General features: G+C 57.1%; 26 protein-coding genes. 15 read left to right on the top strand and 11 right to left on the bottom strand.

What is annotated here, in order from left to right; genetic code table 11:
* Positions 1-33: 33 nt before the first annotated feature.
* From aroB to trpS, 6 genes are all read left to right on the top strand, one after another.
* Positions 34-1122 (top strand): 3-dehydroquinate synthase, encoded by a 1089-nt coding sequence (aroB, locus tag SOM40_RS21560; protein WP_320530919.1) that lies wholly within the window; start codon positions 34-36, stop codon positions 1120-1122.
* Between the two features lie 91 nt (positions 1123-1213).
* Entirely contained in the window at positions 1214-2485 is a 1272-nt protein-coding gene (damX, locus tag SOM40_RS21555) for a cell division protein DamX (RefSeq protein ID WP_225760068.1), read from the top strand.
* A 67-nt stretch (positions 2486-2552) separates the two neighbouring features.
* Positions 2553-3365, top strand: a complete 813-nt coding sequence (gene dam / locus SOM40_RS21550) for an adenine-specific DNA-methyltransferase (RefSeq protein WP_106995199.1) — start codon at positions 2553-2555, stop codon at positions 3363-3365.
* Positions 3366-3406: 41 nt separating this feature from the next.
* On the top strand, positions 3407-4084 hold the full coding sequence (gene rpe / locus SOM40_RS21545) for a ribulose-phosphate 3-epimerase (RefSeq protein ID WP_106995198.1): 678 nt from the start codon (positions 3407-3409) through the stop codon (positions 4082-4084).
* Positions 4077-4838 (top strand): phosphoglycolate phosphatase, encoded by a 762-nt coding sequence (gene gph / locus SOM40_RS21540; RefSeq protein ID WP_106995197.1) that lies wholly within the window; start codon positions 4077-4079, stop codon positions 4836-4838. Before rpe ends, gph begins: the two co-directional genes overlap by 8 nt.
* The gene (gene trpS, locus SOM40_RS21535) at positions 4831-5835 is read left to right on the top strand and encodes a tryptophan--tRNA ligase (RefSeq protein WP_106995196.1); all 1005 of its coding nucleotides are present in this window, start codon (positions 4831-4833) and stop codon (positions 5833-5835) included. The genes gph and trpS overlap by 8 nt, the downstream gene beginning before the upstream one ends.
* A gap of 147 nt (positions 5836-5982) precedes the next feature.
* On the opposite strand, the gene SOM40_RS21530 is transcribed toward trpS, so the two are convergent.
* The 5 genes from SOM40_RS21530 to nirB form a co-directional block, all read right to left on the bottom strand.
* A complete protein-coding gene (locus tag SOM40_RS21530) occupies positions 5983-6153 on the bottom strand; it encodes a YhfL family protein (RefSeq protein WP_032614785.1) in 171 nt (56 codons plus the stop codon).
* A gap of 134 nt (positions 6154-6287) precedes the next feature.
* Positions 6288-7661, bottom strand: coding sequence for a siroheme synthase CysG (gene cysG, locus SOM40_RS21525; protein WP_320530920.1), 1374 nt, complete (start codon positions 7659-7661; stop codon positions 6288-6290).
* A gap of 14 nt (positions 7662-7675) precedes the next feature.
* The gene (gene nirC / locus SOM40_RS21520) at positions 7676-8485 is read right to left on the bottom strand and encodes a nitrite transporter NirC (protein WP_166184376.1); all 810 of its coding nucleotides are present in this window, start codon (positions 8483-8485) and stop codon (positions 7676-7678) included.
* 88 nt (positions 8486-8573) lie between these two features.
* On the bottom strand, positions 8574-8900 hold the full coding sequence (gene nirD, locus SOM40_RS21515; RefSeq protein ID WP_032614780.1) for a nitrite reductase small subunit NirD: 327 nt from the start codon (positions 8898-8900) through the stop codon (positions 8574-8576).
* Complete coding sequence (nirB, locus tag SOM40_RS21510; RefSeq protein ID WP_320530921.1) at positions 8897-11440, bottom strand: nitrite reductase large subunit NirB; 2544 nt, start codon at positions 11438-11440, stop codon at positions 8897-8899. The genes nirD and nirB overlap by 4 nt, the downstream gene beginning before the upstream one ends.
* A 240-nt stretch (positions 11441-11680) precedes the next feature.
* On the opposite strand from nirB, the gene SOM40_RS21505 reads away from it, so the two are divergent.
* Positions 11681-12997 carry a cytosine deaminase gene (locus SOM40_RS21505; RefSeq protein ID WP_320530922.1) on the top strand — a complete coding sequence of 439 codons (1317 nt, stop codon included), beginning with the start codon at positions 11681-11683 and terminating at the stop codon, positions 12995-12997.
* A 4-nt stretch (positions 12998-13001) separates the two neighbouring features.
* On the opposite strand, the gene tsgA is transcribed toward SOM40_RS21505, so the two are convergent.
* Positions 13002-14186, bottom strand: coding sequence for an MFS transporter TsgA (tsgA, locus tag SOM40_RS21500; RefSeq protein WP_320530923.1), 1185 nt, complete (start codon positions 14184-14186; stop codon positions 13002-13004).
* A gap of 278 nt (positions 14187-14464) precedes the next feature.
* On the opposite strand from tsgA, the gene ppiA reads away from it, so the two are divergent.
* The 5 genes from ppiA to argD all read left to right on the top strand — a co-directional run bounded on the left by ppiA (position 14465) and on the right by argD (position 17807).
* A complete protein-coding gene (ppiA, locus tag SOM40_RS21495) occupies positions 14465-15037 on the top strand; it encodes a peptidylprolyl isomerase A (RefSeq protein WP_032614775.1) in 573 nt (190 codons plus the stop codon).
* A 108-nt stretch (positions 15038-15145) separates the two neighbouring features.
* Positions 15146-15313: a FicA/YhfG family antitoxin gene (gene ficA / locus SOM40_RS21490; protein WP_166184367.1), complete on the top strand. Its 168-nt coding sequence runs from the start codon at positions 15146-15148 to the stop codon at positions 15311-15313.
* The gene (locus SOM40_RS21485) at positions 15303-15905 is read left to right on the top strand and encodes a putative adenosine monophosphate-protein transferase Fic (RefSeq protein WP_166184365.1); all 603 of its coding nucleotides are present in this window, start codon (positions 15303-15305) and stop codon (positions 15903-15905) included. Before ficA ends, SOM40_RS21485 begins: the two co-directional genes overlap by 11 nt.
* A 30-nt stretch (positions 15906-15935) precedes the next feature.
* On the top strand, positions 15936-16520 hold the full coding sequence (pabA, locus tag SOM40_RS21480) for an aminodeoxychorismate synthase component 2 (protein WP_320530924.1): 585 nt from the start codon (positions 15936-15938) through the stop codon (positions 16518-16520).
* A gap of 66 nt (positions 16521-16586) precedes the next feature.
* Positions 16587-17807, top strand: a complete 1221-nt coding sequence (argD, locus tag SOM40_RS21475) for a bifunctional acetylornithine/succinyldiaminopimelate transaminase (protein WP_320530925.1) — start codon at positions 16587-16589, stop codon at positions 17805-17807.
* 34 nt (positions 17808-17841) lie between these two features.
* Here the strand turns inward: argD and SOM40_RS21470 are convergent, their stop codons facing one another.
* Together SOM40_RS21470 and crp are read right to left on the bottom strand one after the other, a co-directional pair.
* Entirely contained in the window at positions 17842-19929 is a 2088-nt protein-coding gene (locus tag SOM40_RS21470; RefSeq protein ID WP_320530937.1) for a YccS/YhfK family putative transporter, read from the bottom strand.
* Between the two features lie 57 nt (positions 19930-19986).
* On the bottom strand, positions 19987-20619 hold the full coding sequence (gene crp, locus SOM40_RS21465) for a cAMP-activated global transcriptional regulator CRP (protein WP_000242758.1): 633 nt from the start codon (positions 20617-20619) through the stop codon (positions 19987-19989).
* Between the two features lie 309 nt (positions 20620-20928).
* On the opposite strand from crp, the gene SOM40_RS21460 reads away from it, so the two are divergent.
* Positions 20929-21333 carry an OsmC family protein gene (locus SOM40_RS21460; protein WP_142487354.1) on the top strand — a complete coding sequence of 135 codons (405 nt, stop codon included), beginning with the start codon at positions 20929-20931 and terminating at the stop codon, positions 21331-21333.
* A gap of 42 nt (positions 21334-21375) precedes the next feature.
* On the opposite strand, the gene SOM40_RS21455 is transcribed toward SOM40_RS21460, so the two are convergent.
* From SOM40_RS21455 to SOM40_RS21445, 3 genes are read right to left on the bottom strand one after another with little or no spacing between them, the layout of a single operon-like run.
* On the bottom strand, positions 21376-22245 hold the full coding sequence (locus tag SOM40_RS21455; protein WP_166184357.1) for a phosphoribulokinase: 870 nt from the start codon (positions 22243-22245) through the stop codon (positions 21376-21378).
* Positions 22246-22275: 30 nt separating this feature from the next.
* A complete protein-coding gene (locus SOM40_RS21450; protein ID WP_106995183.1) occupies positions 22276-22494 on the bottom strand; it encodes a YheU family protein in 219 nt (72 codons plus the stop codon).
* Positions 22491-23513, bottom strand: a complete 1023-nt coding sequence (locus SOM40_RS21445; RefSeq protein WP_261645124.1) for a hydrolase — start codon at positions 23511-23513, stop codon at positions 22491-22493. Before SOM40_RS21445 ends, SOM40_RS21450 begins: the two co-directional genes overlap by 4 nt.
* A 227-nt stretch (positions 23514-23740) precedes the next feature.
* Between SOM40_RS21445 and mdcA the strand changes: the two genes are divergently transcribed.
* Positions 23741-25396, top strand: a complete 1656-nt coding sequence (gene mdcA, locus SOM40_RS21440) for a malonate decarboxylase subunit alpha (RefSeq protein ID WP_320530926.1) — start codon at positions 23741-23743, stop codon at positions 25394-25396.
* On the top strand, positions 25396-26253 hold the full coding sequence (locus tag SOM40_RS21435) for a triphosphoribosyl-dephospho-CoA synthase (RefSeq protein WP_320530927.1): 858 nt from the start codon (positions 25396-25398) through the stop codon (positions 26251-26253). Before mdcA ends, SOM40_RS21435 begins: the two co-directional genes overlap by 1 nt.
* Positions 26254-26257: the final 4 nt, after the last annotated feature.

The raw sequence follows: 26257 nt of genomic DNA, 5'->3' as shown, positions 1-26257 counted from the left end.
GCGGGTAAAAGCATTTAAGGTGGATGTCGCGCTATGGAGAGGATTACAGTCACTCTCGGTGAACGGAGTTACCCTATCACTATCGCGGCTGGTTTGTTTAACGACCCAGCTTCCTTCTTACCACTGAAAGCGGGTGATCAGGCAATGCTGGTCACCAACGAGACGCTGGCTCCGCTTTATCTCGACTCTGTGCGTCAGCGCCTTGAACAGGCTGGCGTGAAGGTCGACAGTGTGATTCTGCCTGATGGCGAGCAGTATAAAAGCCTGACGGTACTGGATACCGTCTTTACCGCATTACTGCAAAAACCGCATGGTCGCGATACTACACTGCTGGCGTTAGGCGGCGGTGTTGTTGGCGATCTTACGGGGTTTGCTGCGGCAAGCTATCAGCGTGGCGTACGTTTTATTCAAATTCCTACCACGCTGTTGTCGCAGGTCGACTCTTCTGTTGGCGGCAAAACAGCCGTTAACCATCCGCTTGGCAAAAACATGATTGGCGCGTTCTACCAGCCCGCTTCGGTGGTGGTGGATCTCGACTGTCTGCAAACCCTGCCTCAGCGTGAGCTGGCGTCGGGCCTGGCGGAAGTGATCAAGTACGGCATTATTCTGGACGGCGCGTTCTTTGGCTGGCTGGAAGAGAATATGGATGCCTTATTGCGCCTGGATGGTCAGGCGATGGCGTACTGTATTCGCCGCTGCTGTGAGCTGAAAGCAGAAGTCGTGGCCGCAGACGAGCGCGAAACAGGCTTACGTGCTTTACTGAATCTGGGGCACACCTACGGTCATGCTATCGAAGCCGAAATGGGCTACGGTAACTGGCTGCATGGCGAGGCCGTGGCGGCGGGAATGGTAATGGCCGCGCGCACCTCGGAACGTCTGGGTCAGTTCAGCAAGGCGGATACGCAACGCATTATCACGCTGCTTGAGCGTGCCGGGTTACCGGTGACGGGGCCGCGTGAAATGTCTGCGCAGGCCTACCTGCCGCATATGATGCGTGATAAAAAAGTATTAGCAGGCGAGATGCGTCTGGTACTCCCGCTTGCGATAGGTAAGAGTGAAGTGCGTGGCGGTGTGCCGCACGATGTAGTTCTTGGCGCTATTGCTGATTGTCAGCAGGCGTAACTATTAGAAAGGTCCGGCTGCGGTAAACGTAGCCATTTTGCTTCAGGTGATGTGCAAAGTCGTAGGCATAAGCCTTTTAGTGGGGTGTTAAATGGATGAATTCAAACCAGAAGACGAGCTGAAACCCGATCCCAGCGATCGTCGTACTGGTCGTACTCGCCAGGCTTCAGAACGCGATAACGAGCCGCAAATTAACTTTGACGAGGTCGATGTAGAAAACGACGACCCTCGTCCTTCGCGTGGCCGTGCTGCCCGCGACGAGCGTGAAGAAGATTTTGAGTCTGAAGATGATTCAGTGGACGAAGCGCCCGTAGAGCGCCGCCCGCGTAAGCGTAAAGCCGCTCCGGCGAAACCCGCTTCCCGCCAGTATATTATGATGGGGCTGGGGGTGCTGGTCCTGCTGCTGCTGATTATCGGCGTCGGCTCCGCACTTAAAGCCCCGTCGAGCAATCCAGCCGATCAGCGCGCCTCTACTGAGAAGAGTGTCGATCTTTCCGGTAATGCTGCCGATCAGGCCAACGGCACCCAGCCTGCGCCAGGGACCACCTCCGCCGAGAATACTCAGCAGGAGATCTCTCTGCCGCCGGTCGCATCCACACCAACCCAGGGCCAGGCACCGGCAACCCCGGAAGGCCAGCAGCGTGTTGAAGTGCAGGGCGATCTGAACAATGCGCTGACGCAACAGCAGAATCAGCAGCAGGTTAACAACGTGGTGGTCAACTCCACGCTGCCGACCGAGCCTGCCACCGTAGCGCCAATCCGTGGTGCGACCGGGCAACAGCAGACCGCGGCGACAGAAACTGCGCCACGTCAGACTAAGCCTGCCCAGCATCAGGAACGTAAGCAGACGGTGATTGAGCCGAAGCGTGAAGTGAAGCCGCAACCAGTGGCGAAAGCGGAAACGCCAAAAGCCGTCGCCCAGCCGAAGCACACTGAAACTGCAGCCAGCGCACCAGCGAAAGCCCCTGCTGCGACAGCAACGGCACCGAAAGCGACCGCAACGCCAGCACCGACGGCGACAGCCGCGGCACCAGCGGCAGCTGCACCTGCGGCCACTGCCAGCACCGGTAAATCGTCAGGGAATGTGAGTTCACTGAAGTCTGCGTCATCCAGCAACTACACGCTGCAGTTGAGCAGTTCTTCCAACTATGACAACCTGAACAGCTGGGCGAAAAAGACGAACCTGAAGAACTTTGTCGTCTATGAGACCACCCGTAACGGTCAGCCGTGGTATGTGCTGGTAAGCGGCGTGTATGCTTCGAAAGATGAAGCAAAACGCGCGGTCGCCACACTGCCAGCCGATGTTCAGGCGAAAAACCCATGGGCGAAGCCGATCCGTCAGGTTCAGTCCGATTTGAAGTAATCTGTGAAGCGCAGGATGCTGTCGGAGCTTTCTCCACAGCCGGAGAAGGTGTAATCAGTTAGTCAGCATGAAAAAAAATCGCGCTTTTCTGAAATGGGCAGGGGGGAAATACCCCCTGCTCGATGATATTAAACAACGCCTGCCTGCGGGCGAGTGTCTTGTCGAACCCTTTGTGGGCGCGGGCTCGGTATTCCTCAATACCGACTACTCCCGCTATATCCTTGCGGATATCAACAGCGACCTTATCGACCTCTATAACATCGTAAAGCTGCGTACCGACGAGTACGTAGATGAGGCGCGTAAGCTGTTTACCCCAGAGAACAACAACCCGGACGTTTACTACCAGCTCCGCGCTGAGTTTAATCAGTGCGAGGATAAGTTCCGTCGTGCGCTACTGTTCCTCTACCTCAACCGCCATGGCTACAACGGCCTGTGCCGGTATAATCTGCGTGGTCAATTCAACGTGCCTTTCGGTCGCTACAAGCGTCCGTATTTCCCTCAGGCCGAGTTGTATCACTTTGCTGAAAAAGCGCAGAATGCGGAGTTCCATTGTCTCTCGTATGAAGAGTGTATGGATAAAGCGGACGCCGACTCGGTAGTCTACTGCGATCCGCCGTACGCCCCTCTGTCGGCAACGGCGAACTTCACCGCTTATCACACCAACAGCTTCAGCCCTGCCGAGCAGGCACGTCTGGCGGAAATGGCGGAAAAGCTGGTCAGCAAAAGAATTCCGGTGTTAATTTCGAATCACGACACGCCTGATACGCGCGAATGGTACAAGGCCGCAGATCATTATCAGGTCAAAGTCCGGCGCAGCATCAGCAGCAACGGCGGTACACGTAAAAAGGTGGACGAACTGCTGGCTCTCTATCTCCCCTGAGCCGTTTCGCCCGCCGTTAAACAAAGTTCAAGGAGATGCGGATGAAACAGTATTTGATTGCACCCTCAATTCTTTCGGCTGATTTTGCCCGGCTGGGCGAAGATACCGCGAAAGCCCTCGCTGCCGGTGCGGATGTCGTTCATTTCGACGTTATGGATAACCACTACGTGCCTAACCTGACCATCGGCCCGATGGTCCTCAAGGCACTGCGCAACTACGGCGTGACCGCCCCTATTGACGTGCATCTGATGGTGAAGCCGGTCGACCGCATCGTGCCGGATTTTGCCGCCGCGGGTGCCAGCATCATCACCTTCCATCCTGAAGCTTCCGAACACGTTGACCGCACCCTGCAGCTGATCAAAGAGCACGGCTGTAAAGCTGGCCTGGTGTTTAACCCGGCCACGCCGCTGAGCTATCTCGATCACGTGATGGACAAGCTGGATGTGATCCTGCTGATGTCCGTGAACCCGGGCTTCGGCGGCCAGTCTTTCATTCCACACACTCTGGATAAGCTGCGCGAAGTGCGTCGTCGCATCGACGAATCCGGTTTTGATATCCGTCTCGAAGTGGACGGCGGCGTGAAGGTGAGCAACATCGGTGAAATCGCCGCGGCAGGCGCAGATATGTTTGTGGCCGGTTCTGCGATCTTCGATCAGCCGGACTACAAAAAAGTTATTGATGAAATGCGCAGTGAACTGGCGAAGGTAAGTCATGAATAATTTGCAGGCAATTCGGGGCGTGGCGTTTGACCTCGACGGCACGCTGGTAGACAGCGCGCCAGGCTTAACCGCGGCGGTAGATCAGGCGCTGTATGCGCTGGAGCTGCCGGTAGCGGGCGAAGATCGCGTGATCACGTGGATCGGTAACGGGGCAGACGTGCTGATGGAGCGCGCGCTGACCTGGGCGCGTCAGGAGCGTGCCATTCAGCGTGCAGCGCAGGGCAAACCTGGCGTCGATCACGCGGATATTCCGCAGGAAGAGCAACTTCGCGTGCTGCGTAAGCTGTTCAACCGTTTCTATGAAGAGACGGTGGAAGAGGGCAGCTTCCTGTTTCCGGATGTGGCCGGCACGCTGAGCGCGCTGCATGCTGAAGGCATGCCGCTGGCGCTGGTGACCAACAAACCGACGGCCTTTGTCGCACCCTTGCTGGAAGCGCTGGATATCGCCAAATACTTCTCGGTAATTGTCGGCGGCGATGACGTGCAGAATAAGAAGCCGCATCCCGAACCGCTGTTGCTGGTGGCAGGAAAATTATCCTTAACGCCGGACGCGCTGCTCTTTGTCGGGGATTCACGCAATGATATTCTGGCGGCCAGGGCTGCAGGTTGCCCGTCCGTTGGCCTGACCTATGGCTATAACTACGGTGAATCCATTACGCTGAGTGAGCCGGATTTCGTCTTCGACCACTTCAAAGATTTACTGCCCGTTCTCGGGCTTTCGCACAGTGAAAATCAGGAATTGAAAAATGACTAAGCCCATCGTATTTAGTGGCGCACAGCCCTCAGGTGAACTGACCATTGGCAACTATATGGGTGCGCTGCGTCAGTGGGTGGGCATGCAGGATGACTATCATTGCATCTACTGCATCGTGGATTTGCATGCGATCACCGCCCGTCAGGATCCGGAAAAACTGCGTAAAGCGACCCTCGACACCCTGGCGCTGTATCTGGCCTGCGGTATCGATCCTGAGAAAAGCACCATCTTCGTTCAGTCTCACGTTCCGGAACATGCCCAGCTGGGCTGGGCCCTGAACTGTTACACCTATTTCGGTGAACTGAGCCGAATGACCCAGTTTAAAGACAAATCGTCCCGTTACGCTGAAAACATCAACGCTGGCCTGTTTGATTATCCGGTACTGATGGCGGCGGACATTCTGCTGTATCAGACCAACCAGGTCCCGGTGGGTGAAGACCAGAAGCAGCACCTCGAGCTGAGCCGCGATATTGCCCAGCGTTTCAACGCGATTTACGGCGATGTCTTCAAGGTGCCAGAGCCGTTCATTCCGAAGTCCGGTGCCCGCGTGATGTCCCTGCTGGAGCCGACCAAAAAGATGTCCAAGTCGGACGATAACCGCAACAACGTAATCGGCCTGCTGGAAGATCCGAAAGCGGTGGTGAAGAAGCTTAAGCGTGCGGTCACCGACTCTGACGAGCCGCCAGTGGTGCGTTACGACGTGCAGAATAAAGCGGGCGTCTCTAACCTGCTGGATATTCTCTCGGGCGTGACTGGCCAGAGCATCCCTGAGCTGGAGCAGCACTTCGAAGGCAAAATGTACGGCCACCTGAAAGGTGAAGTGGCTGATGCGGTCTCCGGCATGCTGACCGAGTTGCAGGCGCGCTATAACCAGTTCCGTAACGACGAAGCCTTCCTGCAGAAGATAATGAAAGACGGCGCCGAGAAAGCCAGCGCGCGCGCCTCTGAAACGCTGAAAGCGGTGTACGAAGCGATTGGGTTTGTAGCTAAGCCGTAGGTAAATGTAAAACGGTAACATGGTTACCGTTTTTAGGGTTTGTACCCTCTCCCTGTGGGAGAGGGCCAGGGTGAGGGCATCAGGCCGCGATGCTCTCGCCAATAAAAAAACCGGGAAATTCCCGGTTTTTTTATGCCTGAAAAAGGCTTACTGATTTGCTGCCGGGCCGCAGCCGCCGATGATCTTGGAGATCGAGATCGCCGGGTGCAGCAAGTAGTCGTAGCTGCAGTTATTTTTGGTGTTTTGCACGTGGCCGGTGCACGCCGTCAGGGTAGTTAAGATGCCTGCAACCAGGGCAATCTTTGCCAGTTTGAACATAACGCTTCCTTGTGTGTAACTTGAGGGAATATATAGAGAATGTGCTTTCGCGGAAGGTATGTTATCGATAGCGGTAAGAGAGGAGTAGTCCATAACAGGACTACTCATTTTGCGGGGAATATGTTCAGTCTGGCTTAGTGGTTTGAGAACCAGTTAAGCTTGTCACGCAGCGCCACCACCCGGCCCACCACGATCAGCGCCGGGCTTTCCACCTGCTGGGCCAGCTCGCCCAACTGGGTTAAAAGGCCACTGACCACACGCTGTTTAATCGAGGTGCCGTTCTCCACCAGCGCAACCGGCATCTCTGCATCCATACCGTGGTCGAGCAGTTTAGCCTGAATGGTCGCCGCCTGGTTTAGCCCCATATAGAACACCAGAGTCTGTTTCTCTGCGGCCAGGTTATGCCAGTCCAGCTCGCTGCCGGTTTTCAGATGGCCGGTAACCAGGCGCACGCTCTGAGCGTAGTCACGGTGGGTCAACGGGATACCAGAATAGGCCGAGCAGCCGGAGGCGGCAGTAATGCCTGGCACCACCGAGAACGGAATGCCCGCCTCGCACAGCGTCTCCAGCTCCTCACCGCCGCGCCCGAAGATAAAGGGATCCCCGCCTTTCAGACGCACCACGCGTTTGCCCTTCTGCGCTTCACGCAGCAGGATCTGGTTGATCTCTTCCTGGGGGACGCAGTGATACCCGGCACGTTTGCCAACAAACACCCGATCCGCATCCCGGCGCACCAGGTTCATGATGTCGTCGGAGACCAGACGGTCATAAACCACGATATCCGCCTGCTGGATCTGCTGTAACCCTTTCAGGGTTAACAGCCCGGCATCGCCCGGACCAGCACCCACCAGCACCACTTCGCCCCGGTGATCGAGCGGGGCATTGATCAGCTGCTCGGTGGTTTCTTCCACGGCTTTCCGATCCTGATTCGCCAGCGACTGCGCCAGCCGATCGTTTACGAAGAATTTTTCCCAGAAGCGGCGGCGTTCACCTACGGTAGCGAACTGCTTTTTCACCCGGGAGCGCAGCTGCCCCGCGTAGTGAGCCACCTGGCCCAGATGCTGCGGCAGGATCGCTTCCAGCTTTTCGCGCAGCAGACGCGCCAGCACGGGAGAGGTCCCGCCGGAGGAGACGGCGACCATCAACGGGGAGCGGTCAATAATCGACGGCATGATAAAGCTCGCCTCTTTCGGCGCATCCACCACGTTGCAGAAGATCCGTCGCGCTTCGCAGGCGTCGCTGACCCGCTGGTTAACCGCATCGTTATCGGTGGCCGCAATGGTCAGCCAGCAGGTATCGAGCAGTGATTCCTGGAACTCACCCTCGACGAGAGTGAGCATCCCTTCCTGCGCCCACACGGTGAATTGCGGGGCGAAGTCGAGGGCATTGACGGTGAGTCGGGCACCTGCCTCTAACAGCAGGCGGGCTTTACGTTCAGCTACATCGCCACCCCCTACCAGCAGGCAGTCGCGATTGCGTAATTGACAGAATATTGGCAGGTGATCCACGACATTACCTCTTCTTACTGGTTGGCTTTCGCCTGAACGGTTGCGATGGTAGCCGGAGTCGGACGCTCCGCTTTAGGGGTAGCATACCAGTAACCCCAACCCATAAATACAACCCCAGAAAGGGTATTGCCAAGCGTTACCCACAACAGGTTATGACCGATACCTGACAGCGTATAGGCTTCGCTGTGGTGACCGAACCAGGAGAGGGCAAACAGGGTCATGTTGGCGACGGAGTGCTCGTAGCCGGAAGCGATAAAGGCCAGCAGACACCACCAGATGGCGATAAATTTCGCGGCGCCTTCGGTACGGATTGCCATCCAGATAGCAAGACAGACCAGCCAGTTACAGAGCGCGCCCTTGAAGAACAGTACCATCGCCGGTGCGGAGGTTTTTGCCAGCGCGACGGTGTGCACGAGGCTGGTATCCACCGGCAGCAGGCTACCGCCGCCCCAGCTGTAGAGCAGGGCGACAAACACCGAGCCCACCAGGTTACCCAGCCAGGTTTGCGGCAGGATGCCCCACATCTGGCCCTGCGTGATGGTGCCCGCTTTGACGCCCAGGGTCAGGAACATGGTGTGACCGGTAAACAGTTCAGAACCGGCGATGATCACCAGGGTCAGGGCAATACCAAAGGTGGCGCCCATCACCAGCGGACGCACGGACGGATCGACCAGATTACCGAGGGTGAAAATCAAAATGATCCCGAGGCCGACATAGGCGCCCGCCATGGCGGAGCTGATCCAGAAGCCGAGAGGACTGTTTTTGCTGAGACGTGCAATGCGGGCAGCATTAGCCGCACACTTATTAATAGTGTCTGTAAACATTTGATTACCCGTAATATTAAAAAGAAAAAATAAATAAATTAAATCAATTTTGATAAAACAATGGGAGGCATTGCACCTCCCATATTTGTTAGCCTCGCAGCTGCACCTTGCCGTCTTTGACGCGAACGTCATAGTGCTTCACGGAGCGGCTCTCATCTTCCATACAGTGACCGTCGCTCAGGCGGAAACGCTGCTTTTTCAGCGGGCTGGCAACCCACAGCTCGCCCTGATGCTCAGCGATGATCCCGCGGGAGAGCACGCTGGCCTCGAAGAACGGGTCGATATTGCTGATGGCAAAGACCTGTTCGTCGTGGCGTGGACGGAAAATGGCGACCTGCTCATGGCCTAACAGCGCGCACACGCCGGTGGCAGGCAGGATCTCGTCGATTTTGCAGATGTTGACCCACTGGCTCATACGTTTTCCTCCACCAGCATGACCGGAATGCGTTCATAAGGTGTCGCCGGGCGATGCTGCTCGCGCTCTGGCACCACCTGCACGCTCGGGTCGCGCTGGGTGCTGTTAATAAAGTGTTTGAAGCGAACCTGCGCCGCCGGGGTGTTGACGGTTTCAGTCCATTCACAAATCACGGCGTCACGCAGGCGCGCCATCTCTTCTTCCAGCGTTGCGTTCAGGCCGAGTTTGTCGTCGATGATGACCGACTTCAGGTAGTCGATGCCGCCTTCCAGGTTATCCAGCCACGGCGCGGTACGGGTCAGTTTGTCCGCGGTACGGATGTAGAACATCATGAAGCGGTCGAGGTATTTGATCAGCGTTTCGCGGTCGATATCCGCCGCCAGCAGGTCCGCATGACGCGGTTTCATCCCGCCGTTACCGCAGACGTACAGGTTCCAGCCTTTCTCGGTGGCGATGATGCCCACGTCTTTACCCTGCGCTTCGGCACATTCACGGGTACAGCCGGAGACGCCGAACTTCATTTTGTGCGGAGTACGGATGCCTTTGTAGCGGTTTTCCAGCTCGACGCCGAAGCCGACGCTGTCGCCCACGCCGTAGCGGCACCAGGTGCTGCCCACGCAGGTTTTCGCCATACGCAGCGCTTTGGCATAGGCATGACCGGTTTCGAAGCCCGCTTCAATCAGCTGACGCCAGATTTCCGGCAGGTCGTCTTTCTGCGCGCCGAACAGGCCGATACGCTGGGAACCGGTGATTTTGGTGTAGAGGTTAAATTCGCGGGCGATGCGGCCCACGGCCACCAGACCTTCCGGCGTGATTTCACCGCCAGCAGAGCGTGGGATCACCGAGTAGGTCCCGTCTTTCTGGATGTTAGCCAGGAAGTTGTCGTTGGTGTCCTGCAGCGGAGTGTGCTGCGGCTTGAGCACGTACTCATTCCAGCAGGAGGCCAGCAGAGAACCGACGGTCGGTTTACAGACTTCACACCCGTAGCCCTGGCCATGTTTCTGCAGCAGTTCGTCGAAGGATTTGATGCCTTCCACGCGGATCAGGTGGTACAGCTCCTGGCGAGAGTAAGCGAAGTGCTCGCACAGGTTGTTGTTCACTTCGATACCCTGTTTCGCCAGTTCGGCGTTGAGCACCTGGGTGACCAGCGGGATACAGCCGCCGCAGCCGGTCCCGGCTTTGGTTTCGGCTTTCAGCGCCGCCACGGTATGGCAGCCCTTGTTGATGGCGGAGATCAGCATGCCTTTGGTGACATCGAAGCAGGAGCAAATCTGCGCGCTGTCCGGCAGTTTATCGACACCAATCGACGGCTTACCGCTGGCCGCATGGGCTGGCAGGATCAGTGCGTCCGGATTCTCCGGCAGCTCGATGGCGTTCAGCACCAGTTGCAGCAGGTTGCCGAAGTCGCTGGTATCACCCACCAGCACCGCCCCGAGTAGGGTTTTGTTGTCCGGGCTGACGATAAGACGCTTATAAACCTCTTTGCTTTCATCGAGGTAGACGTAGCTGCGGGAGTTTGGTGTGCGGCCATGTGCATCACCAATACCGCCCACATCCACGCCCAGCAGTTTCAGCTTGGCGCTCATGTCTGCGCCAGCGAAGGCGTTATCATTACCGAGGATGTGGTCAGCGGTGACCTGCGCCATTTTGTAGCCAGGGGCAACCAGACCGTAGACGTGATTATTCCAACTGGCGCACTCACCGATGGCATAAATATCCGGATCGGAGGTCTGGCAGTTATCGTTGATCATGATACCGCCGCGCTGGGCAACGGCCAGGCCGCACTGGGTAGCCAGCTTGTCGCGCGGGCGAATACCGGTGGAGAAGACGATGAAGTCCACTTCCAGCTCGCTGCCGTCGGCAAAGCGCATGGTTTTACGCGCCTCGGTGCCTTCCTGAACAATCTCTTTGGTGTTTTTGCTGGTGTGAACTTTCACACCCATGCTCTCAATTTTGCGTTTGAGCTGATCGCCACCCATGTGGTCGAGCTGCTCTGCCATCAGCATCGGGGCAAATTCGATGACGTGGGTTTCAACGCCTAAGTTTTTCAGTGCGCCAGCGGCTTCGAGGCCGAGCAGACCGCCGCCAACCACCGCGCCGCGTTTGCTGCGGCGGGCGCAGGATTCGATGGCGTTGAGATCTTCAATGGTACGATAGACGAAGCAATCCTGAGTTTCTGACCCTTTGATCGGTGGGATCCACGGGTAAGAGCCAGTCGCCATGATCAGTTTGTCGTAAAAAACCGTGCGTCCCGCACTGGAATGAATCACTTTTTCCTGACGGTTGATGGTGATAGCGCGTTCGCCCACCAGCACCTTCACGCCATGTTTCTCGTAAAAACCTTCACGCACCAGAGAGAGCTCTTCGGCGGTGTGGTGAGAGAAGTAGGAGGAGAGGTGTACGCGGTCGTACGCTTTACGGGGTTCTTCACAGAACACGGTAATGTCGAACTGGGCGGCATCGGCTTTATCAAGAAGATCCTCAATAAAGCGGTGACCGACCATGCCGTTACCGATAATCGCGAGTCTGACTTTGCTCATTTTTGCCTCGATTTCTTTTCTATTACTGCCTACCTTAACGATTCAGCAACGGCACTTATTGATGCAAATCAAATACGCCTTAGACTACTCCTTAGTGAGTAGATTGCTGATTTGTCAGGTTTTTTCTAAGTAACGGAAATCGCAGGCTTTTCGTGATAGCCGATTTTGTGTACAAATTAGGGGGCTAATCTTATTGATCCGCTACTCCTAAATTTCAGCGCTCTTTTTCGGGAGAATACGATGTCTACAGCACCGCTTTGGCTTATCCAGAACGTTCGGTTACCGGGTCGGGACGGGTTATGGCAACTGGCTATCGAGAACGGTCGTTTTGGCGAAATCACCCCGATGGGCGAAGGGCAGAACGAGAGCCATGAAGTCTTAAACGCGCGCGGTGGGCTGGCCCTTCCGCCGTTTATCGAACCGCATATTCATCTCGATACCACCCAGACCGCCGGGGAGCCGAACTGGAACCAGTCCGGCACGTTGTTTGAGGGCATCGAACGTTGGGCAGAGCGCAAGGCGCTGCTCAGCCATGAGGATGTCAAAGCCCGGGCGTGGAAAACCCTGAAGTGGCAGATCGCCAACGGCATCCAGTTTGTGCGTACCCATGTGGATGTCTCCGACCCCACGCTTACCGCCCTGAAGGCAATGCTGGAGGTGAAACAAGAGGTCGCCCCGTGGGTTGAGCTGCAAATCGTCGCCTTCCCGCAGGAGGGGATCCTCTCTTATCCCAACGGCGCCGCCCTGCTGGAGGAGGCGTTACGGCTCGGGGCTGACGTGGTGGGTGCTATCCCGCACTTTGAGTTCACCCGCGAGTACGGCGTGCAGTCCCTGCATATCGCTTTTGAACTGGCGAAGAAGTACGACCGGCCGCTGGATATTCACTGCGATGAAATCGACGACGAGCAGTCGCGGTTTATCGAAACGGTGGCGACGCTGGCGTATGAGGCCGGGATCGGCCCACGCGTCACCGCCAGCCATACCACCGCCATGCACTCTTACAATGGGGCCTATACCTCCCGGCTGTTCCGCCTGCTGAAGCTCTCCGGGATTAACTTTGTCGCCAATCCGCTGGTGAATATCCATCTGCAGGGGCGGTTTGACGACTACCCAAAACGCCGGGGCATCACCCGTGTGAAGGAGCTGCTGGAGGCGGGGATTAACGTCTGCTTCGGCCATGACGACGTGTTTGACCCCTGGTATCCGCTGGGCACCGGCAACATGCTGCAGGTCCTGCATATGGGGCTGCACGTCTGCCAGATGATGGGTTATCAGCAGATCGACAGCGGGCTGAATCTGATCACCCATAACAGCGCGCGGACCTTTGGTCTGGCCGATTACGGTATCGAACCGGGCAACCCGGCTAACCTGGTGATCCTGCCTGCGGAGACGGGCTTTGATGCGGTGCGGTGCCAGGTGCCGGTACGCTGGTCGATTCGTCAGGGGCGGGTGATTGCCACCACGCAGCTGGCGCAGACCTGGATCCAGATGGATAACGGGGGAGAAGAGGTGAGCTTTACCCGAAACAGCCCCTCTGCAGGAAGCAAAGGGGCGTGAGGGATTAATGAGACGCTGCTGCCACGTTATGCTGGCGGTGGCGGGTCACGAAGCCCAGCACCAGGCACATCACGAACACCACGGCGTAGAGACCGTTAGCGGTGTGTAACGCCGCCAGCGGGCCGCTGTGGGCCACAATCGGGCCGGTAACCACGAAGGTCAGCATGGTGCCGATGGTGCCGCAGGTGAGCACGAAGTTAACCAGTTTCGGCGAGGCCACTTTGGTCTGCAGGGAGCCCAGAGTAATGATTGAGGTATAAATGGCGCTGGAGAAGAAGCCGAGCGTCAGGATAAACCACGGCATCTGCTCCGGCGAACCGTTGATGAACAGATACATCAGGACGGTGGCGGCACCTGCCAGTATGGTGAGGATCCGCTGCAGATCGAAGAAGCGCAGGATAAAGCTGAACGCCCACATACCAAACATGTACGACATCCAGAAATCACTGACCAGCTGACCGGCATCGTTCAGGCTCATGCCCAGCCCTTTGGCATACTCTGGCACCCAGGAGATAAAGCCCAGCTGGCCGAGGATGTAGCACAGGGCGGCAACGGAGAGGAACAGCACGCCGATACCCCATTTCTCTTTCGCCACCGGTTCGCTGGTGGCCTGGGCTTTTTTGCCGAGTACCGGGAAATCACAGCCGAAGGTCAGGACGAAAATTGCCACGTAGACCAGGCCGATGCAGGCATAAACCCAGTACCACTCAATGCTGCGAGCCAGCAGAGCCGCAGCCACCATCGGGAAGATCATCCCTGCCATGCTGAAGAAGGAGTCGGTAAACAGCAGACGCGCGCCGCGCTGGCGGCCTTCATACATATGCGTAATGAGGAACGTGCCGATCGACATGGTGATCCCGCTGACCAGCCCGAGCACAAACATGGCGGCAGAGAACAGGGCGATGCTGTGGCTGAGCATCAGGCCAGCGACGGCGGCGACCATCAGTACAAAGCCGAAACGCAGCTGGGTTTTCAGGGGGACGATTTCCATCAGCCAGGCGTTCAGGAAGATGGAGATCAGGATCCCGGCGTTAAGGAAGGTGAAGGTGTTACTCATGCTGGAAACCGGCAGATTAAAATAGTCTGCGATATTTCCCATCACCATCCCGGTGACAATCACCAACGCACCTGTAAGGGCGTAGGAGAAGAAGCTGATCCATGTGAGCTTGATACGATTGCTGTTAGTCATGACTGGCCTGTGAATAGAAAGGTAAAGCGCGTTGACGGCGCTGCGGGCGGCCAGATTTTAAGCGTGAATGTGATCTATTTAAATCTTTTATGGTTAATTAAACAAAAATTGCAGTTTTTGATGTGATTTAGATCACGTTAACATCGGTGTCGTCAGTTTGCCCGGCGGTTACAACTGTTTCAAATGCGTAAAATTAGGTAAATGGCTGGCCTGGATCCATACTGCTCTTTAGAATCAAGCCATTCGCTTTCTTTACTGCGCTTTGTTAAGGAATTCTCATGCTCAAATCAACTCTGGCGGCTGTCGCGGCTGTACTCGCTCTCTCAGCCCTCTCTCCTGCTGCGCTGGCAGCAAAAGGAGACCCGCACGTTCTGTTGACCACCTCTGCCGGTAACATTGAGCTGGAACTGAACAGTCAGAAAGCCCCTGTTTCTGTGAAAAACTTCCTCGATTATGTGAACAGCGGTTTTTATAACGGCACCACCTTCCACCGCGTGATCCCGGGCTTTATGCTGCAGGGTGGCGGCTTCAACGAGCAGATGCAGCAGAAACAGCCGAACCCGCCAATCAAGAACGAAGCGGATAACGGCCTGCGCAACAGCCGCGGCACCATCTCGATGGCGCGTACTGCCGATAAAGACAGCGCCACCAGCCAGTTCTTCCTCAACGTGGCGGATAACGCCTTCCTCGACCACGGCCAGCGTGATTTTGGCTATGCGGTGTTTGGTAAAGTTGTGAAAGGCATGGATGTGGCCGATAAAATTTCTCAGGTGCAGACTCACGATGTCGGTCCGTACCAGAATGTGCCGACAAAACCGGTAGTTATCCTCTCTGCGAAAGTCCTGCCTTAATCCCTCATAGCGCGGGCAGGTTTTGCCCGCGTTACCTTTACCTCCCTGCGAAACCGCAGTTTGCTGCTTATACTTGTGGCAACACGGGCACAAGCAGGGAGGTAACAGGTGAAAAAACTCACTGATAAGCAAAAATCCCGTCTCTGGGAACAACAGCGAAACACGAATTTTCAGGCCAGCCGCCGCCTTGAAGGGGTCGACAGTCCATTAGTCACCCTCAGCGCAGATGAGGCGCAGCATCGTCTTGAGGAGTTAGGGAGGCAGCATGAGCGATAAATACGGCAACGATCGCGACCCCTATCTCTACCCGGAACTGAACGTGATGCGTAACCGGCTGGGCATTCGTCAGGCGGAACGCCTTGCGCAGGCCGCATATGAATTCACCGCGCTGCGCGCCGCGACCTTGCCTCTGGGGCCGCTGTTGCGCGGACTGCCGCACCTGTGCGCCATCCACCAGCATCTCTACCAGGATATTTTTGACTGGGCGGGCGATATTCGCGAAATGGATATTTATCAGGGGGATACCCGGTTCTGTCACTTCGCCTATATCGAAAAAGAGGGCAATGCCCTGATGCAGGATCTGGAGGAGGAGGGGTATCTCGTCGGACTGGAGAAAGCGGATTTTATTAATCGCCTTAGCCATTACTACTGCGAAATCAACGTCCTGCACCCGTTCCGCATCGGCAATGGTATTGTTCAGCGCATCTTCTTTGAACAGCTGGCGATCCATGCGGGCTATCAGCTCGACTGGCGCGGTATCGACCCGGAGGAGTGGGCCCAGGCCAACCAGAGCGGTGCGATGGGCGATCTGAGCGCGCTGAACACAATCTTCAGCAAAGTGGTAAGCGAAGCCCGGGAAACTGAGTAGAATAGGGCGGCCATTTTTTCAGGAGCCGCCATGATTCTGCTGATTGATAACTACGATTCCTTCACCTGGAACCTGTACCAGTATTTTTGCGAGCTGGGGGCGGAGGTGGTGGTCCGGCGCAACGACGTGCTCTCTCTGGAGGATGTCGCGGCGCTGAATCCCCAGAAAATTGTTATCTCTCCCGGCCCCTGCACACCGGATGAGTCCGGGATCTCGCTGGCGGTGATCCAACACTATGCCGGTAAATTGCCGATCCTCGGCGTCTGCCTCGGGCATCAGGCCATCGGTCAGGTCTTTGGCGCAACGATCGTTCGTGCCGCCAAAGTGATGCACGGCAAAACCGCCCCGGTGACCCACAACGGCACGGGGGTCTTCTCTGGCCTGAATAATCCTCTCACCGTGACCCGCTATCATTCGCTGGTTATTGACCCGCCCACCTTACCCGACTGCTTTGAGGTCACCGCCTGGAGCGAGACTCAGGAGATCATGGGTATCCGCCATCGCGAATGGGATCTGGAAGGGGTGCAGTTCCACCCGGAAAGCATTCTCAGCGAACAGGGCCACCAGCTGCTGGCTAATTTCCTCAATCGTTGTTTTTTAGTTGCCATAAAGTGATTTTTTAAGCATATTTCGTGATTATATTTTCACTTCTGCTTTTTGCTTAAAAAAGGGTGGGGTTACATGGCAACTGAACAATCTGCAATTACGCGCGCAACATTCGATGAAGTTATCCTGCCAATTTATGCACCGGCCGAGTTTATCCCGGTGAAGGGAAAAGGCAGCCGCGTCTGGGATCAGCAGGGTAAAGAGTATATTGATTTTGCGGGCGGCATTGCGGTGACGGCGTTAGGCCACTGTCACCCGGCGCTGGTCGAGGCGCTCAAAACCCAGGGGGAGACCCTGTGGCACACCAGTAACGTCTTTACCAACGAACCGGCTTTGCGTCTGGGGCGTAAAATCATCGACGCCACCTTTGCCGAGCGCGTGCTGTTCATGAACTCCGGCACCGAAGCCAACGAAACGGCCTTTAAGCTGGCGCGCTACTACGCCTCCACTCGCCACAGCCCGTTCAAAACCAAAATCATCGCCTTCCACAACGCCTTCCACGGTCGTTCGCTGTTTACCGTGACCGTGGGCGGTCAGCCAAAATATTCCGACGGCTTTGGCCCGAAACCGGCCGACATCATCCACGTCCCGTTTAACGATCTGCATGCGGTAAAAGCGGTGATGGACGATCACACCTGCGCGGTGGTAGTTGAGCCGATTCAGGGTGAAGGCGGCGTGATGGCGGCAACCCCCGAGTTCCTGCAGGGGCTCCGCGAGCTGTGCGATCAGCACCAGGCCCTGCTGGTATTTGATGAAGTGCAGAGCGGCATGGGGCGTACCGGGGATCTGTTTGCCTACATGCACTACGGCGTGACCCCGGATATCCTGACCAGCGCTAAAGCGCTCGGCGGCGGTTTCCCGGTCAGCGCGGTGCTGACCACTCAGGATATTGCTTCGGCGTTCCACGTGGGCTCTCACGGCTCCACCTACGGCGGTAACCCGCTGGCGTGCGCGGTGGCTGAGGCAGCGTTCGATATTATCAACACCCCGGAAGTGCTGAGCGGCGTTAACACGAAGCGGGAGCAGTTTGTGAAGCACCTTCAGCAGATCGATGCTCAGTACGATCTCTTCAGTGATATTCGCGGCATGGGGCTGCTGATTGGTGCCGAGCTGAAGCCGCAATACAAAGGCCGGGCGCGCGATTTCCTCTACGCCGCCGCCAGCGAAGGGGCGATGGTGCTCAATGCCGGGCCGGATGTGATGCGCTTTGCGCCGTCGCTGCTGGTGGAGAGCGAGGATATCGACGAAGGGATGAGCCGTTTTGCCGCCGCGGTGAAGCGCGTGGTTCAGGCGTAGGCCCGTGCAAGCGTAGCGCCGCCGGGCACAAAAGCTAATACGGCGTCCGTTTCAAACGCCGGATCAACCAGATCCCATGATGCGGACGCTGTCGCCACGCCACTGACGAAATGGTGTGCATGGTATTCAGATGCCCCAGGATGCGCTGCAGATGCTGCTCCAGGGTGCTCATAGGCCCGTAGGTCAGGGTTTCGGGAGCTTCCAGGATATTCTCATCGCCGCTTTCACCCGGCGAATCATACTCCAGACGCTGCTGACAGCGCTGAAGCGCAATTTCACACGACTGCAGATAACGCTGCGCCAGGTCTGGCGTCAGCATCGTATGCTCCCGCGCCAGGGTCGTCATCGCGTTGATATGCTCGACGATAAACTGGCTGTGCGTTACCCACAGTTTCATATCCGCCAGATACGCCGAATTGAAGCCCGGCTCCTGCATCGCCTGGTTGAGCGAGTTGAACAGGGCGTTGTGCGCCTGGTTGACCTTCATGCGCTGCCAGGCCAGCGGCGTCGGCTGCGGATCGTCGCTGAGGATCAGGCGGATGGCCTCCTGATCGGCCTCCAGCGCGTCGTGGGCATTCTGCCGCAGCAGCCCGCTCTGCCACTGCGGCCACAGCCAGACCATGCCGCCGAAGGCAATCAGACAGCCAATCAGGGTATCGGCCAGCCGGGCGATAATAAATTGCTCACCGTTCAGGGTCAGCAGTTGCAGGGTATATACCGCCGTGACCGTAAAGCCCACCGTCGCCCAGCCGTAGTTCTTACGAATAAACAGGTAACTTACCAGAGTGATCACCAGCATCCCGGCGAGGGTATAGCCTTCCGGAACGTGGAAGTGCAGGGTGACACCGGCGATGATCAGCCCCACCATGGTGCCGGCCGCCCGGTGGAAAATACGCACCCGCGTCGCGCTGTAGCCGTTTTGCGTTACCAGCAGGACGGTCATTAAGATCCAGTAAGGTTTCGGCAGGTGCAGCGCTATGCCCATCAGGCTGGCGATACTCAGCATCACGCTGATACGCGCCGCATTACGGAGGGCGGCAGACTTCAGCGACAGATAGCTTTTCAGGGCGGGGATCAGCGGCAGGCGTTTCTGCTTGTCGGCCATCAGGTCGCGCGGGTAGAGCGGACGCTGGGTGCGCAGCACCCGGGCGATACGGCTGAAGTGCCAGGCGCAGAACTGTCCCACCGGGTTATCCGGGTGCTGACGGGCGATTTTTTCCAGCGCGCCGAGCGGTTTGTCCATGCTAAAGCGAGTGGGGTAGCGATGATAGAGGATGTCATCAGCCAGCACCCGCAGGCGGGCCGCCACGGTCTGTGCGTTCCAGCGGATCACCGCTTCGGCGTGACTGCGCTCCACCAGCTTTTGCACCTCCTTCGGGTGGTGCAGACTGACGGAGATATGCTCCTGCAGATCCAGCCCCACCTGGAAGGTGCGCAGCAGGCGTTTGTATTCGTGATTTCTGTTGGCCGCCAGCATATGCAGCTGCTGGTAACAGAGGCTGATCAGATCCACTACCTTCTGCTGGCGGGCCAGCAGCGGTGGCAACGATTTCTCAGGGTCAGTGTGCTGGGTCAGCAGGGTATATTTCGCTTCGCAGTAATCCGCCAGCTGTTGATAGAGCATGCTCAGCGACTCGCGCAGCGGCTGTTCGCGCCACATCCAGAACCAGAACCAGTTAAACAGCCCGTACCAGAGGGTGCCCAGCGTATAGAGGAGCAGCGGTTCCCAGACCGGCATGTTCCCGGCAAGACTCAGGGTAAAGATGGCCGCAATCAGCGAGGCGGGCAGGAGTCGCGCATGGAGAGCGCTGATTTCTGCCGTGACGCCTAAGGTCATTGCCAGTACCGTCAGAATGAGCGGCAGTGGAATATCCCGCGCCAGCAACAGCTGGACGGCCAGGCTACATCCGGCAAACAGGCAGCCGCCAATAGTCAGACGTTTAAAAAAGCGTTTATGCGGTGTGTCCAGGCCAGCGATGTTGCAGCAGGCTGGAACCAGAGAAAAGAGGAGTCCCTGTTGCAGATGACCGAAAATCAAACCCACAGCCACGGGGAGACACAACACCAGGGTTTGCCGCAGTGCGTAGTTAACTTCCGGGTGATAAATGAGCCTGCGCCACATGGATGCTAGAGACAAAAACGGCGTGGCATCCTGCGATGCCACGCCGTTTGAGCGGAATTAACGTGTTCCGTAAACCACGATGGTTTTACCGTGGGCGGAAATCAGGTTTTGATCTTCCAGCATTTTCAGAATACGACCGACTGTCTCACGCGAACATCCGACGATCTGACCAATTTCCTGACGGGTAATTTTAATTTGCATACCGTCCGGGTGGGTCATGGCGTCTGGCTGTTTCGCCAGGTTCAGCAGGGTCTGAGCGATACGGCCCGTTACGTCGAGGAAGGCGAGGTTACCCACTTTCTCGGACGTGACCTGCAGACGGCGAGCCATCTGCGAGGAGAGGCGCATCAGGATATCCGGGTTAACCTGGATCAGCTGGCGGAACTTCTTATAGGAGATCTCAGCCACTTCACACGCGGTCTTCGCACGCACCCAGGCGCTACGCTCCTGACCTTCTTCAAACAGGCCCAGCTCGCCGATGAAATCTCCCTGATTCAGGTAAGAGAGGATCATCTCTTTGCCTTCTTCATCTTTGATCAGCACTGCCACTGAGCCTTTGACGATGTAATACAACGTTTCCGCTTTTTCACCCTGGTGAATCAGCGTGCTCTTCGATGGGTACTTATGAATATGGCAATGAGACAAGAACCATTCGAGAGTCGGGTCTGTTTGCGGTTTGCCAAGCACCATGCGCTGTTATCCTCTGTTATAAGCTGTCTCCAGAGTCTGGCTATGTACCTGTACTCTGGGGTTGCAATCGAATTCTTTCCCCTGCCTGGGGTCTGGCTGGCACAATAATTAGCAGCCTGGAATGTGTGATGTCCTCTGCATACATGTGCAACGTCAATGTATTACTGTAGCATCCCGACTGTTTTAGCATAGCTTTTGCCGCGTGTCTCCTGGTGTCTCGCTTCAGCTTGATGCAGGTCGACTTCCGTTGTCAGAATTGTTACTGACGCGTAATCTGTCAGCAAAAATGCACTCCTGGAGTTAATACAAATGCAAGCACGTGTGAAATGGGTAGAAGGGTTAACGTTCCTTGGTGAGTCCGCTTCCGGGCACCAGATTTTGATGGATGGCAACTCCGGTGATAAAGCGCCAAGCCCGATGGAAGTAGTCCTGATGGCGGCAGGCGGATGCAGCGCCATCGACGTGGTGTCGATCCTGCAAAAAGGGCGTCACGATGTGACCGACTGTGAAGTGAAGCTGACCTCAGAGCGCCGTGAAGAGGCGCCGCGCCTGTTCACCCATATCAACCTGCACTTCGTGGTCACCGGCAAAGCGCTGAAAGATGCGGCGGTATCCCGCGCGGTGGATCTCTCTGCGGAGAAGTACTGCTCCGTGGCGCTGATGCTGGAGAAAGCGGTCAACATTACGCATTCGTATGAAGTGATCGAGGCCTAAGCGCCTTGCCCGGTGGCGCTGCGCTTACCGGGCAACAAAACCTCAGTCGATCTTCTTGCCTTCCATCAACCGCTGCACCAGCGGCATCATGATCAACTCCATCGCCAGCCCCATCTTCCCGCCCGGCACCACCAGCGTATTGATGTGCGAAATAAATGAACCCTGCAGCATCGCCAGCAGCCAGGGGTAGTCAATATTGTCCAGATTGCGGAAGTGGATCACCACGAAGCTCTCGTCAAGGGACGGGATGCCTTTTGCGGCAAAGGGGTTAGAAGTGTCCACGGTCGGGACGCGCTGGAAGTTAATATGGGTGCGGGAAAACTGTGGCGTCAGGAAGTTAATGTAATCCTCCATCGAGCGCACCACCGAGTCCATCACCGCCTCGCGGGAGTGACCGCGTTCGCTGGTATCCCGCGTCAGCTTCTGGATCCACTCCAGATTGACGATCGGTACCACGCCCACCAGCAGGTCGACATGGCGCGCCACGTCGTGATGCGGCGTCACCACTCCGCCATGCAGGCCTTCATAAAACAGCACGTCGGTCGGTTCCGGCAGCGGCTGCCAGGGGGTGAAGGTGCCCGGCACCTGGTTCCAGGGGACCGCTTCGTCATAGGTGTGCAGGTATTTGCGTGCCTGGCCGGTGCCGCTTCGCCCGTATTCGGCGAAGGTTTGCTCCAGCAGGCCGAAGTCGTTGGCATCCGGGCCAAAGTAGCTGATGTGTTTGCCGAGATCGCGGGCCTTGCGGATGGCCATGTCCATCTCAGGGCGGGTGAAGCGGTGAAAGCTGTCGCCTTCTACTTCCGCAGCACGCAGATGCAGCTGCGAGAAGATCTTACGAAAGGCGAGGCTGGTGGTAGTGGTACCCGCACCACTCGACCCTGTAACGGCAATAACCGGATGTCTGGCGGACATAGCAACTCCCTGAATGGAAAGAGGTCGCGGTTAACCGCGAAATTGATTGCGAGGCATGATGTTGACGGTTTCGTGCAGCTCAGACCATACCACCAGCACCTCACCGCTTTGCAGCTGGCGCCTGACGTCGGCGACCTTCTGCTCAAGCGAAAGCTCCTGTTCACCATAATCGGTGCCTTCGCGTAACACAAAGCTTTCAATCAGATTATCCAGCGTTTCGGGAGCCAGATCTTGCCAGGGAATAATCATCTTATCGGTTCCAGGTATGTGGTCAGCCAGTCCGGGATACGCGTTTCCAGCCACATCTGCGGGCGGCGCAGCGTGCCACCGACAAAGCCCACGTGTCCGCCGTGTTCGGTCAGCTGATACTGTACGTTAGCGGGCAAAAATTCCTGCGCGGGTATCGAGTGATGATCCATAAAGGGATCGTCTTTAGCATGAATAATCAGTACCGGTTTGGTGATGTTGCTCAGCACCGGCATGGCGCTGCACTGGCGATAGTAGTCAATCGCATCGGCAAAACCGTGAATTTTGGCGGTGATCAGATCGTCAAATTCGCGCAGGCGGCGCACTTTCTTCAGCTGTCGCAGACTGACCGGGAGCGTATCCGGGTAAGCTTTAAGTTTGCGTGCCGCATTGGCTTTGAGCAAGTTAAGCAGATAACGCTGATAGATTCGCGAGAAGCCCTTATCCATATGATAGCTGCAGTGCTCCAGCATGAACGGGGCAGAGACGATGGCGGCGGCATCCAGCGGGATGGTATCGCCCTCTTTTGCCAGCAGGCAGGCGAGCATGTTTCCACCCAGCGAATAGCCCACTGCCGCCGTAGGGGCCGGGCCGTGAGTCTCTGCCAGCCAGCGCAGGAACCAGGTGCCATCTTCAGTTTCACCGGAGTGATAGATGCGTTTCTGGCGATTGGGTTCGCCGCTGCACCCTCTGAAGTGCATCACCACGCCCAGCCAGCCGCGCGCTTTTGCCGCCTGAATCAGGCCGTGCGCATAGGGGCTGTGCAGGCTGCCCTCCAGACCATGGAAGACCACCAGTCGGGGTTTGTGCCGGGCCTGCTGCGGATCTTCGCTCCAGGCTAAATCAACGAAGTCATCATCCGGCAGGTCAAGGCGCTGCCAGACGGGGGTAAAAAGCACTTTACGGCGGATGAGACGCGGCAGCATGGTCTGCAGGTGTCGGTTCGACACGCCCCGCATGGGGACAAATTCCGCGCTTTCGTCGGCTGCAATGTTGAAGTCTGAGGGGATGATTTGGGTCATAAAGGTGATGCTAATTATTGTCTGTTATTTACGATACCTTCCGAATTGTACCCCGTTTAGCCTAGTTTTCCGAAACATGAACTGATCCCGATCACAAATATTTACCTTGATTATTACTCTCATGCTAATGATTCCTCTCTACGCTTAATTGATGACTTTATCGCCAGGGGGCACACTTAACTCAACGTTAAGCAAATCTAAAGATGAGCTGAATCAGGAGGTTAACAATGTTATCAGGGCAAATGCCAGCCCGGAACTGGAACACGCGTCGCACTGAAAAAGCGCGCCGCCTGGCTTCCGTCCCGGTGCAGGGCAAAGTACTGCCAACAGGCGACCTTGTCGCCATGCTGGAAAAACTGATCGCCCCAGGCGACAAAGTCGTACTGGAAGGGAATAACCAGAAACAGGCAGATTTTCTTTCCCGTTCTCTGGCCGAAGTGAACCCGCAAATTGTTCACGATCTGCATATGATTATGCCGAGCGTCGGTCGCAGCGAGCACCTGGATATTTTTGAGAAGGGTATCGCCCGCAAACTCGACTTCTCATTCTCAGGTACCCAGAGCCTGCGTATTTCGCAGCTGCTGGAAGACGGGCAACTGGAAATTGGTGCCATCCACACCTACATCGAACTCTATTCCCGCCTGTATGTTGATCTGTCGCCAAACGTGGCGCTGATTGCCGGTTTTAAAGCGGACCGTAAAGGTAACCTCTATACCGGTGCCAGCACCGAGGATACCCCGGCGCTGGTCGAAGCCGCCGCCTTCCACGACGGTATCGTTATCGCTCAGGTCAACGAGCTGGTGGACGATGAGTGCGATCTGCCGCGCGTGGATATCCCTGGCTCCTGGATTGATTTCGTGGTCGTGGCCGATAAGCCGTTCTTCATCGAACCGCTGTTCACCCGTGACCCACGCCTGATCAAACAGGAACACATCCTGATGGCGATGATGGCCATCAAAGGCATCTATGCGGAACACCAGGTTCAGTCCCTGAACCATGGTATCGGCTTCAACACCGCCGCCATTGAACTGCTGCTGCCGACCTACGGTGAACAGCTCGGCCTGAAAGGCAAAATCTGTAAACACTGGACGCTGAACCCGCATCCGACGCTGATCCCGGCAATTGAAAGCGGCTGGGTCGAGAGCGTGCACTGCTTCGGCGGTGAGCTGGGGATGGAAGAGTACATTCGTGCCCGTCCTGACATCTTCTTTACCGGCGCCGACGGCTCCATGCGCTCTAACCGCGCCTTCTGCCAGCTGGCAGGCCAGTACGCGGTGGATATGTTTATCGGTTCTACGCTGCAGGTTGATGGCTATGCCAACTCCTCAACCGTGACCCGCGGTCGTCTTTCCGGCTTCGGTGGGGCGCCAAATATGGGCCACGACCCGCACGGTCGTCGTCATGCCACCCCGGCCTGGCTGAACATGATCACTGAACCCGATCCGATGCAGCGCGGTAAAAAGCTGGTGGTGCAGATGGTCGAAACCTTCCAGGCGGGCGTGAAACCGACCTTCGTGGAAAAACTCGACGCTGTGGAGGTGGCGAAAGCCTCCGGTATGCCGCTGGCCCCGGTCATGATTTACGGGGATGACGTCACTCACGTGCTGACGGAAGAGGGGATTGCTTACCTCTACCGGGCCAAAGATCTTGAGGAACGTCGGGCCATGGTCGCTGCGGTAGCAGGGATCACCGATATCGGTCTGGGTGTGGACGCCAAACGCGTCGCCGAGCTGCGCCAGAGTGGCAAAGTGGTCTACCCGGAAGACATGGGGATTCGCCGCACTGACGCGACCCGCTCTCTGCTGGCGGCTGGCAGCGTGTCTGACCTGGTGGAATGGTCGGGCGGTCTGTACAACCCACCTGCGAAATTCCGGAGCTGGTAATGAAACTACTCCCCCGGATCCAGGTTGAAGGCGGTGCCGAATGGCTGGCGCGAACCGCCACGCAGTGTCTGATTGACGAAGCGCGACTGAGCCCGAAACCCGGTCTGGTGGACAGTCGGGGGAATGGCGCGCATCACGATCTCTCGCTCGCGCTGATGGAGCGTTCGGCGCACAGCCTGACCCCCACGTTTCAGGCGCTGGCGCTGCAAAGCTGGCAGCGTCCGGCCGATATCGCGCTACGGCAGACCGTAGGTCGGCTGGGCCGCGAAGGCGAGCAGCGGATGATGGCCGCCACCGGCGGGGTGAATACCCACCGGGGCGCTATCTGGGCGCTGGGCTTGTTAGTCAGCGCCGTGGCGATGCTCGGCGGCAATGCGCAAGCCCGGACGGTAGCCGATACCGCCGCGCAGCTGGCGAAACTGCCGGATGACGCCGCGCCGAAAGTATTCAGTAAAGGGCTGCGCGCCACCCACCGCTATCGGGTGCCGGGCGCGCGCGAAGAGGCGCAGCAGGCGTTTCCGCACATTATGCAGCGGGCGCTGCCGCAGCTTCGCCTGAGCCGGCTTAACGGCGGTACCGAAGCCCACGCCCGGCTCGATGCGTTAATGGCGATCATGACCTCGTTAACCGATACCTGCGTGCTCTCCCGCGCCGGTATGGAGGGGCTGGACGCCATGCAGAACGGCGCCCGGGCGGTATTAGCCGCTGGCGGCACCGCTCACCCTGAGGGGCAACGCATCTTAGCCGTATTAGACAAACAGATGCTCTTGCTCAATGCCTCTCCGGGCGGCGCGGCCGACCTGCTGGCCGCCACGCTGTTCCTTGACCGCATAGAGACGCCTTATTTAGCGAATTAAGAGG

Origin of the sequence: Leclercia sp. CFBP8987, assembly GCF_034044995.2 — a bacterium.
In the GTDB taxonomy this organism is placed as follows: domain Bacteria; phylum Pseudomonadota; class Gammaproteobacteria; order Enterobacterales; family Enterobacteriaceae; genus Enterobacter; species Enterobacter tamurae.
Note: the sequence above shows the minus strand (reverse complement) of the source record. Positions and strands in the feature narration are given on the sequence as shown.

Bases quoted from the DNA above. Each gene is read 5' to 3' on its own strand.
- aroB (WP_320530919.1), top strand. From the start codon at position 34: ATGGAGAGGATTACAGTCACTCTCGGTGAACGGAGTTACCCTATCACT.
- damX (WP_225760068.1), top strand. From the start codon at position 1,214: ATGGATGAATTCAAACCAGAAGACGAGCTGAAACCCGATCCCAGCGAT.
- dam (WP_106995199.1), top strand. From the start codon at position 2,553: ATGAAAAAAAATCGCGCTTTTCTGAAATGGGCAGGGGGGAAATACCCC.
- rpe (WP_106995198.1), top strand. From the start codon at position 3,407: ATGAAACAGTATTTGATTGCACCCTCAATTCTTTCGGCTGATTTTGCC.
- gph (WP_106995197.1), top strand. From the start codon at position 4,077: ATGAATAATTTGCAGGCAATTCGGGGCGTGGCGTTTGACCTCGACGGC.
- trpS (WP_106995196.1), top strand. From the start codon at position 4,831: ATGACTAAGCCCATCGTATTTAGTGGCGCACAGCCCTCAGGTGAACTG.
- SOM40_RS21530 (WP_032614785.1), bottom strand. From the start codon at position 6,153: ATGTTCAAACTGGCAAAGATTGCCCTGGTTGCAGGCATCTTAACTACC.
- nirC (WP_166184376.1), bottom strand. From the start codon at position 8,485: ATGTTTACAGACACTATTAATAAGTGTGCGGCTAATGCTGCCCGCATT.
- nirD (WP_032614780.1), bottom strand. From the start codon at position 8,900: ATGAGCCAGTGGGTCAACATCTGCAAAATCGACGAGATCCTGCCTGCC.
- nirB (WP_320530921.1), bottom strand. From the start codon at position 11,440: ATGAGCAAAGTCAGACTCGCGATTATCGGTAACGGCATGGTCGGTCAC.
- SOM40_RS21505 (WP_320530922.1), top strand. From the start codon at position 11,681: ATGTCTACAGCACCGCTTTGGCTTATCCAGAACGTTCGGTTACCGGGT.
- tsgA (WP_320530923.1), bottom strand. From the start codon at position 14,186: ATGACTAACAGCAATCGTATCAAGCTCACATGGATCAGCTTCTTCTCC.
- ppiA (WP_032614775.1), top strand. From the start codon at position 14,465: ATGCTCAAATCAACTCTGGCGGCTGTCGCGGCTGTACTCGCTCTCTCA.
- SOM40_RS21485 (WP_166184365.1), top strand. From the start codon at position 15,303: ATGAGCGATAAATACGGCAACGATCGCGACCCCTATCTCTACCCGGAA.
- pabA (WP_320530924.1), top strand. From the start codon at position 15,936: ATGATTCTGCTGATTGATAACTACGATTCCTTCACCTGGAACCTGTAC.
- argD (WP_320530925.1), top strand. From the start codon at position 16,587: ATGGCAACTGAACAATCTGCAATTACGCGCGCAACATTCGATGAAGTT.
- SOM40_RS21470 (WP_320530937.1), bottom strand. From the start codon at position 19,929: ATGTGGCGCAGGCTCATTTATCACCCGGAAGTTAACTACGCACTGCGG.
- crp (WP_000242758.1), bottom strand. From the start codon at position 20,619: ATGGTGCTTGGCAAACCGCAAACAGACCCGACTCTCGAATGGTTCTTG.
- SOM40_RS21460 (WP_142487354.1), top strand. From the start codon at position 20,929: ATGCAAGCACGTGTGAAATGGGTAGAAGGGTTAACGTTCCTTGGTGAG.
- SOM40_RS21455 (WP_166184357.1), bottom strand. From the start codon at position 22,245: ATGTCCGCCAGACATCCGGTTATTGCCGTTACAGGGTCGAGTGGTGCG.
- SOM40_RS21450 (WP_106995183.1), bottom strand. From the start codon at position 22,494: ATGATTATTCCCTGGCAAGATCTGGCTCCCGAAACGCTGGATAATCTG.
- SOM40_RS21445 (WP_261645124.1), bottom strand. From the start codon at position 23,513: ATGACCCAAATCATCCCCTCAGACTTCAACATTGCAGCCGACGAAAGC.
- mdcA (WP_320530926.1), top strand. From the start codon at position 23,741: ATGTTATCAGGGCAAATGCCAGCCCGGAACTGGAACACGCGTCGCACT.
- SOM40_RS21435 (WP_320530927.1), top strand. From the start codon at position 25,396: ATGAAACTACTCCCCCGGATCCAGGTTGAAGGCGGTGCCGAATGGCTG.